Origin of the sequence: Streptomyces sp. AK02-01A, from assembly GCF_033795305.1 — a bacterium.
In the GTDB taxonomy this organism is placed as follows: Bacteria; Actinomycetota; Actinomycetes; order Streptomycetales; family Streptomycetaceae; genus Streptomyces.
The window spans coordinates 1-7,474 of the sequence record NZ_JARBAE010000092.1 but is presented as its reverse complement, the minus strand read 5'-3'; the positions used below and the strand labels follow the sequence as shown (position 1 = coordinate 7,474).

Below are 7,474 nucleotides of genomic sequence, written 5' to 3'. Positions count from 1 at the left end.
AGTACCGCTTCGTGTACTTGCTTGCCACCTGGTCACTGCTTCCTCTGGAACCATTCTGATCCCAGTCTCCAGGTGTCCACGATCAAGGGGAAGCTTCACCGCGGCCAGCCACGTGCGCACCAACATCACCGCCAGCGGCACCCCACATGACCGCGTCCGCTCCACAGCCACCACCTTCGATGCCTACGGCATGCCGGTAGCCGTCGAGGACAAGGGCGACGACTCCGTTCCCGGGGACGAGACCTGCACCCGCACCACCTACGCCCGCAACGACACAGCGGGTATCAACTCCCTCGTCTCCCGAACCCAGGTCGTCGCCAACCCGTGCTCGACACCCACCGCAGACCTCGACCTGCCGACCGATTCCACGCGTCCCGGAGATGTTGTCTCCGACACCGCGACCTCGTACGACTCCAAGATCTACAAGGCCGCGCAGATCCCCACCAAGGGCGAGGCCCAGTGGATGGGACGGGCCAAGGGCTACACAACGGACGGCACCCCGAGCTGGCAGCAGATCGCCGTCACCGACTACGACACCCTGGGCCGCCCGACAGTACTCAAGGACACCAACAACCTCACTACGGCCACCACCGTCTACACGCCTACAGCAAGCGGACCGCTGACCAAGAGCACCGTCACCAACGCTCTCAGCCAGACCACCACCACACTGGTCGATCTCGCCTCCGGTGCCCCCACCAAGGTCACCGACCCCAATGGCAAGATCACCGAGTCCGAGTACGACAGCCTCGGCCGCGTCACCAAGGTCTGGCTGCCCAACCGCCTCAAGGTCCTGAGCGCCTCACCCAATTACGTGTACGCGTACAAGGTCACCAACGCGTCCATGTCCTGGGTGTCCACCGGCACCATCAACGGCGACGGATCCAAATACAACACCACCTACGAGTTCTACGACTCCCTGCTGCGTCCCCGGCAGACACAGACCCCCTCTCCGGTCGGCGGTCGGCTCATCACTCTGAATCTCTATGACGACCGGGGTCTGGCGGTCAGCCAGCAGTCAGACATCTGGGACAACACCTCCGCCCCGTCCGCCACCCCGGTGCAGACCGACGCCGGTCAGGCACCGATTCAGACGGACACCACTTACGACGGTGCGGGCCGCGCTTACCAGCAGGTCACGAAAACCCGCAACGTCACCCGGTGGACCATCAACTCCACGTACACCGGTGACACGGTTACCACCTCCGCTCCAACGGGCGGACAGGCAACAGCAGTGGTCACCAACGCTCTGGGGCAGACCACCGAACGCCGCGAATACGGCGGAGCGAACCCTACCGGCACCGAATTCACGACCACCGGCTACACCTACACACCCGCAGGACAGCAGAAGGCCGTCACCGGGCCCGACCAGGCCACCTGGTCCTACACCTATGACCTGTTCGGACGCCAGATCAGCTCCACCGACCCGGACAAGGGCACCAGCACGACCACCTACGACAGCCTCGACCGGATCGCGGACACCACCGACGCCGAGAACAAGAAGCTGCTGTACGGCTACGACGACCTCGGCCGCAAGACCGCCGAGTGGCAGAAAGACAAGGCGGACTCCAACCAGCTCGCGGCCTGGACCTTCGACACCCCGGCCAAGGGACAGCCTGCTACCTCCGTGCGTTACGACGGAGGCCTGACCGGCAAGGCGTACACACAGAAGGTCACCTCTTACGACAACCTCTACCACGTCACCGGCAGCCAGCTGACTCTCCCGGACAGCGATCCGCTTGTTGCCGCCGGTGTGCCCAAGACTCTGGTCTCCAGCGCCTTCTACAACCTGGACGGCACCGTCGACCAGGCCACCCAGCCCGGCGTCGGCGGCCTACCCACGGAGACGGTCGAGTACAGCTACAACGCCACCGGCCAGCAGCTCACCTCCGTAGGAACCACTGGTTACGTCCTGGGAGCCGCTTTCTCCCCCCAGGGCGACCTGGCCCAGCTGACGCTGGGAACGGACCGCACCAGCTCGGCGAAGAAAGCGTTCCTGAACTACGAGTACGAACCTGGCACTCGCCGGCTGACCCGCTCCTACGTCACCGACGATGTCCACGGCTATATGCCGCAAGAACTCAAGTTCGCCCAGGACGACGCCGGCAACGTCACCTCCATCTTCGACGCCACCACGCAGGGCGGCACCGCCAAGGCCGACTACCAGTGCTTCACCTACGACGGCCATCGTCGGCTCACCGAAGCCTGGACGCCCAAGGCCCCGGACTGTGCCACCAACGGCCGCACCACCTCCAACATCGACGGCCAGGCGCCCTACTGGACCTCCTACACCTACGGCACCAGCGGCCAGCGCAAGACCGAAACCCAGCACGCCACCGCCGGTGACACCACCACCACCTACACCCACGGCACCACCGGCCAGCCCCACCCCCTGACCACGACCACCACCGGCTCCAAGACGAACAACTACGCCTACGACAAGACCGGCAACACCACTCAGCGCCCCGGACCCACTGCCACCCAGAACCTGACCTGGAACACCGAGGGGCAACTCGCCACCACCACCGAAGGCACCAAGCAGACCACCAACCTCTACGACGCGGACGGCCAGCTCCTCATCCGCCGCGACAACGGCGACGGCGACACCACCCTCTATCTCGATGGAGAAGAAGTCCGCCTGACCGTCAAGGGCACCAGCAAAACCCTCACCGGTACGCGCTACTACACCGCCAACGGCCAGACCATCGGCGTACGCACCGCCACCACGGGAATTACCGGAACCAAGCTCGTCTTCCTCGCCGGCGACCACCACGGCACCTCCAGCCTCGCCCTCGAAGCCGGCACATACGCCCTCACCAAGCGCTACACCACCCCCTTCGGCGCTCCTCGCGGCACCAGCCCCACCGCGTGGCCCGACGACAAGGCCTTCCTCGGCAAACCCGCCGACACCACCACAGGCCTCACCCACATCAGCGCCCGCGAATATGACCCGGGCATCGGTCAATTCATCAGCGTCGACCCCCTCCTCACCCTTGACCAGCACCAATCCCTCAACGGCTACGCCTACGCCAACAACACCCCCGTCACTTCTGCTGACCCCACCGGCATGTGGATTGATGACGGCACCGGACACAGCGAACCCAGGAGCGACGGGGGCCCCGCTGGCCCCGCAAGCCCAACCCCCGGCATATCCGGCGGAGGCCCCGTAGGGGGCAGCAATGGCACCGCCGACGGAAACAGTGACAACGGAGATGATGGCGGTTGTGGTTTCTTTGATCTCAAGTGTGGCGCAAACCAGCTTCTCGGGGGCGGAAAGAAACTCTTCGACACGTTCAATGAGGGTTTCTATGGAATCGTGAGGAACGGCGCTGACTCCGTCTCGTACGTTGCATGGGCTTGGGATTCAGATTGTTGGAATGGCGGGGCCGGAGCCCAGGGTTGTGACTACGGAAGCGAGTACGATAATTGGCTCGCAGGGCAGGGAATAAATACTTCGAGTGACACATACCAACTCTCGGGATTTGTGTTCTCTGTGGCGATCGCTCACAAAGGGGCTGTGAAGGGCCGCAGTGTTGGCGGATGCAGCTTTGACTCCGAGACGCCTGTGCTCCTAGAAGACGGAAAAACGAAAAGAATCGACGAAATCAGCGTTGGTGACAAGGTGGAGGCTGCCGACCCTAAGAATGGCGAACATGAGGGGCCTCGCACCGTAACTGCAACATTTGTCAACCATGATGATGATTTGGTTGACCTGACTCTCCGCCTCGAAAACGGGAAAACGGCCAAGCTTCAAACAACTTCACGCCACCCTTTCTGGGACGACACCACCCGCACCTGGAAGCCAGCCGGCGAGCTCGTCCCGGGCCACACCCTCAACACGCCCACTCAGGGCCACGTTCGGGTCGTGGACGCGCGGGACCGGTCAGGCGCTGCGGACATGTACAACCTCACCGTCGATGAGCTCCACACGTACTATGTACTCGCTGGGACAACTCCAGTTCTCGTGCACAATACGTGCGGACCGGGGATCTCGACGCGAACCGAGAAGGCTGGTGATATCGGTAAATACACCGAGGGGGAGAAGACCCGGGATCCAGCGTCGCAGTGGTATCACGAGGAGCTGAGCAATGAAGAACTTCTGGATGGGATCAACAACCCTGGTGAAGGAGACGGACTCCTCGTCTCGCGCGACGGCACGATCCTTGGGGGGCATCACCGTTGGGACGAACTCCAAACGAGAGTCAGAGACGGGCGCATTGACCCAGGTACACCAATACGCATTGACGTCTACGACCCGGAGTAGTGCCTGATGCCTCTGATTCATTCGACCGACCCCGACTTTCGCGTGTGTCAGATCAGCTTCGGTACGCTGCTCGCAATCCAGTTGGAGGCGGAGAGGCGAGGCTGGGCGACTCGATGGTCCTCGGTAGATGCGCTCCGCAGCCAGGTCAGGGATAGCGCCGCCGTCCTCCAGTCGCTGATGCGTGAGGAGCGAGGAGGGGCTGTGTGGGCATACCGGTGTCTCGTGTTGTTCTCAGCCGCGGATGGCAAGGAAGCTGGCGGAATCGCCACGATCGATCTTGATCCGGCCACGTTCGAGTCGTTGGAGCGGCTTGATCGAGACCCGGATGCTCGAAAGGCTTTTGCGCGGATGTTCTCCCTTGCGAGCGGCGGTATTTCGATGGTCTCGAAGAAATAGCGAGATCTATCAATGGTCAACTATTGGCGGAGCGGTTGCAGGTCGAGTCGGCGAATTCCTCGTCTCCCTAAATGGGAAACTGATCTCTGACGCGAAGCTTGGCCGCCCAGCTGAGGGAATTCCCCGTCGATAACGGCCAGCGATAACCCCAGAGGTTCCACCGGAATGATGTTCCGGTGGGGCCTTTGGGGTGTCTGACGGCAGTAGTTGACGGCAACGCCAGCGGACGGGGGTTGCGCAGAGGGGTGGTTCGTTGCCGTCGTCGGGCTTGCCGGTGATCTCGGCGGGGTTACGGAGGGCGTGGCCGAGGAGGTCGATGGCGTCGCGTTGGGGGCGGAGCCGGACGTGGGCGTACACGGTGGCGGTGACGCCGATGTGGGCGTGCCCCAACAGCTCCTTGATTACGACGAGTTCCACTCCCTGCTCCAGGAGGAGGGTCGCCGCCGAGTGCCGGAGATCATGGAAACGAATGCGGCGCAGCCTGACGCGGCGGAGCAGGGTGTTGAAGTGCCGGGTGAGGGTGGCACCCTCGATCGGGGAGCCGTTGGGTCGGGTGAAGACGTAGCCGCTCGCCTTCCAGCCCGTCCCCGCCGCTTCGCGTTCCTGACGCTGCCGTTCGCGGTGCTGTTCGAGGGAGTGCAGACACTCGGTGGGCAGTGCGATCCGCCGCTCCGAGCTCTGGGTCTTCGTCGGGAGGGCGGTCAGGCCGCTGGAGTTGGTGCGTTGGAGGGTGCGTCGGATGCTGGCGGTTCCGCCGGCCAGGTCGAGGTCTTCCCAGCGCAGGCCGAGAAGTTCGCCCTTGCGGAGCCCGGTGTGGAGAGCGAGTTCGAACAGGGCGTGCAGCCGGTGTCCGCGCGCGGCGGCAAGGAACTGGCGGGCTTCTTCAGCGGTGAGGGGTTCGAAGCGGCGGGGCCGAGGCGTGCCGGTGCGGACGTTCCGGGCAACGTTGCGCGGTATCTCCTCCTCGCGTACCGCGTGCTCCAGGGCCGACTTGAGCACGGAGTGCACATAGGCCAGAGTCAGCGGCGAGAGCCGCTTGGAGCAGCACTTTCCGACAGCGCAGCAGCGGGGCTGATCGCGGGCAGTATCGAGGCCGCGGGTGCAGCACTGGCAGGTGGTACGGAGCTGGTTGAGCCAGGTGCGGACGTCCTTGGCCGTGAGCTTTGCGAGCTTCTTCTTGCCCAGTCCAGGGATGAGGTAGAGCCGGGTGACGGCGGTGTAGCGGGTGTGGGTGTTCTCGCGGAGCTGGTGGACGGCGACGTTCTCCAGCCAGTACGTCAGGTACGCGGCCAGGCTGCCCTGCGCAGAGGGGGCGGGGAGGCCGCGGTTGCTGGCGGCGATCTTCTCGGTGGCTTGGTCAGGGCTTCCTTGCGGGTGGTGCCGTAGACGCGGACGCGTTTGCGGGTGTTGCTGGGGGCGAGGACATATCCGGCGGCTTCCCAGCGGCTGTCCTTGCGTTGGTAGATGGTTCCGTCGCCGTTGGCGCGTACGCGGCGGGAGGCGGGGGTGTCTCGGGGTGTGGTCATCAGGCGGCGTCCTGTTCGAGGCGGGTGCGGATGAGGTTGGTGAGGGCGTGGGTGGGGATGCGGCGGGCGCGGCCGAGGGTGATGGAGGCGAGTTGCCGGGTGCGGATGAGGTCGTAGACGGCGGTGCGGCCGAGTTGGAGGCGGGCCATGACCTGGGGCACCGTCAGCAGATCCAGCACCGGTGCCGCCTCCGCGTGGAGGACGGCGAGCGGGGGCGCGGCCATCAACAGCCCCCTTCGACCGCGAACTGCCGTTCCAGTTCCTTGCTGTGCCACACGTGGGCGGCGAGGAGTGCGGCGCCGGGGCTGTAGACCGAACCGAGGTAGGCCCAGTGGCCGATGACGAGCGTCGTCGTTGGGTCGGGTTCGGGTAGGCCGGCGTGGGCGCGGGCCTGTTCGGTGCGCCAGGTGCGGCGGGCGGCGCGCAGGGCGCGGAGGGTGGTGGAGTAGCGGCGGGATTTGGTGGAGAAGTGGCCGCGGAAGCCGAGCATGTGGGCCCACTTCCAGAGTTTGAGGTCGGCGAACTCCGGGCGTTTGCCGAGCTCCCAGCAGGTGCGGATCATCTGCCGGACGTGGCGTGCGACGGCGAGGCGGGGCAGCGGGCGGGCCTGGCCGGTGCCGCCGCAGGCGGTGCACGGGAGGGGAGTTCCGTGAGGCAGGAGGGTGGCGCCGCGTCCCTGGCAGGGGCGGCAGAACAGGGCGCGGTCGAGGGTGCCGGAGGCGTCGGCGGACTTGGTGGCGTACTTGGCCACGTAGGCGGCGACGGCCTGGTCGGTGAGTTCGGTGTCGGTGCCGAAGGAGGCGATCTCGCGGACGTCGAGCTGTTCGCCCCAGGCGAGTTCGCGTTCCCCGACAGCGTCCGACTCGACCGTGACGCGGGCGCGGGGGACAGCGGTCCGGATGGCGTCCGTGAGCACAGTGGAGGTGGCGTACGGAGGCGGGGGCTGGGTGTTACCGTCCGGGCCGTCGAGCCGGATGACAGCGTGGAAGTGGACCAGGCCCCGCTTCTGGTACTCGGCGACCTTCGCGAAGGACAAACGCAGCACGGCCCGGGCGGCCTTCTGCGTCATGCCGAGCCGGGCGGCGATCTCCCGGCGCAGATAGATCGTGAAGCGCGCCCACAAGGCTCCGGCGTGGGCGTTGAACAGCACCGCGCCCGCGTAGTCGTACGTCGCCGGGTTCAGCGGCGTCCCGAGCAGCGGGTCCGTGGGTTCATGGAGCTTGCGGCAGCGGCAGGGCCGGATGTCGCCGCCGGGGATCGTGGGGCGGTTGTGGACGGGGCCGAAGGAGGG

At 65.5% G+C, this 7,474-nt stretch carries 3 protein-coding genes and 2 pseudogenes; 2 read left to right on the top strand and 3 right to left on the bottom strand.

Annotation, left to right across the window (positions count from 1 at the left end):
* Positions 1-97: 97 nt before the first annotated feature.
* Both PV679_RS35620 and PV679_RS35615 read left to right on the top strand, forming a co-directional pair.
* Positions 98-4,261: pseudogene (locus PV679_RS35620) on the top strand (RHS repeat-associated core domain-containing protein); the annotation flags it as partial.
* A 6-nt stretch (positions 4,262-4,267) separates the two neighbouring features.
* Positions 4,268-4,657, top strand: a complete 390-nt coding sequence (locus PV679_RS35615) for a hypothetical protein (protein ID WP_319685432.1) — start codon at positions 4,268-4,270, stop codon at positions 4,655-4,657.
* Between the two features lie 222 nt (positions 4,658-4,879).
* Here PV679_RS35615 and PV679_RS35610 read toward each other — a convergent pair.
* From PV679_RS35610 to PV679_RS35600, 3 genes and pseudogenes are all read right to left on the bottom strand, one after another.
* A pseudogene (locus PV679_RS35610) lies at positions 4,880-6,183 on the bottom strand (tyrosine-type recombinase/integrase); the annotation flags it as partial.
* On the bottom strand, positions 6,183-6,407 hold the full coding sequence (locus PV679_RS35605; RefSeq protein ID WP_319685431.1) for a helix-turn-helix domain-containing protein: 225 nt from the start codon (positions 6,405-6,407) through the stop codon (positions 6,183-6,185). The gene PV679_RS35605 and the pseudogene PV679_RS35610, both read right to left, overlap by 1 nt.
* Positions 6,407-7,474 (bottom strand): replication initiator (locus PV679_RS35600; protein ID WP_319685430.1); only part of this gene is annotated, 1,068 nt, incomplete at its 5' end. The genes PV679_RS35600 and PV679_RS35605, both read right to left, overlap by 1 nt.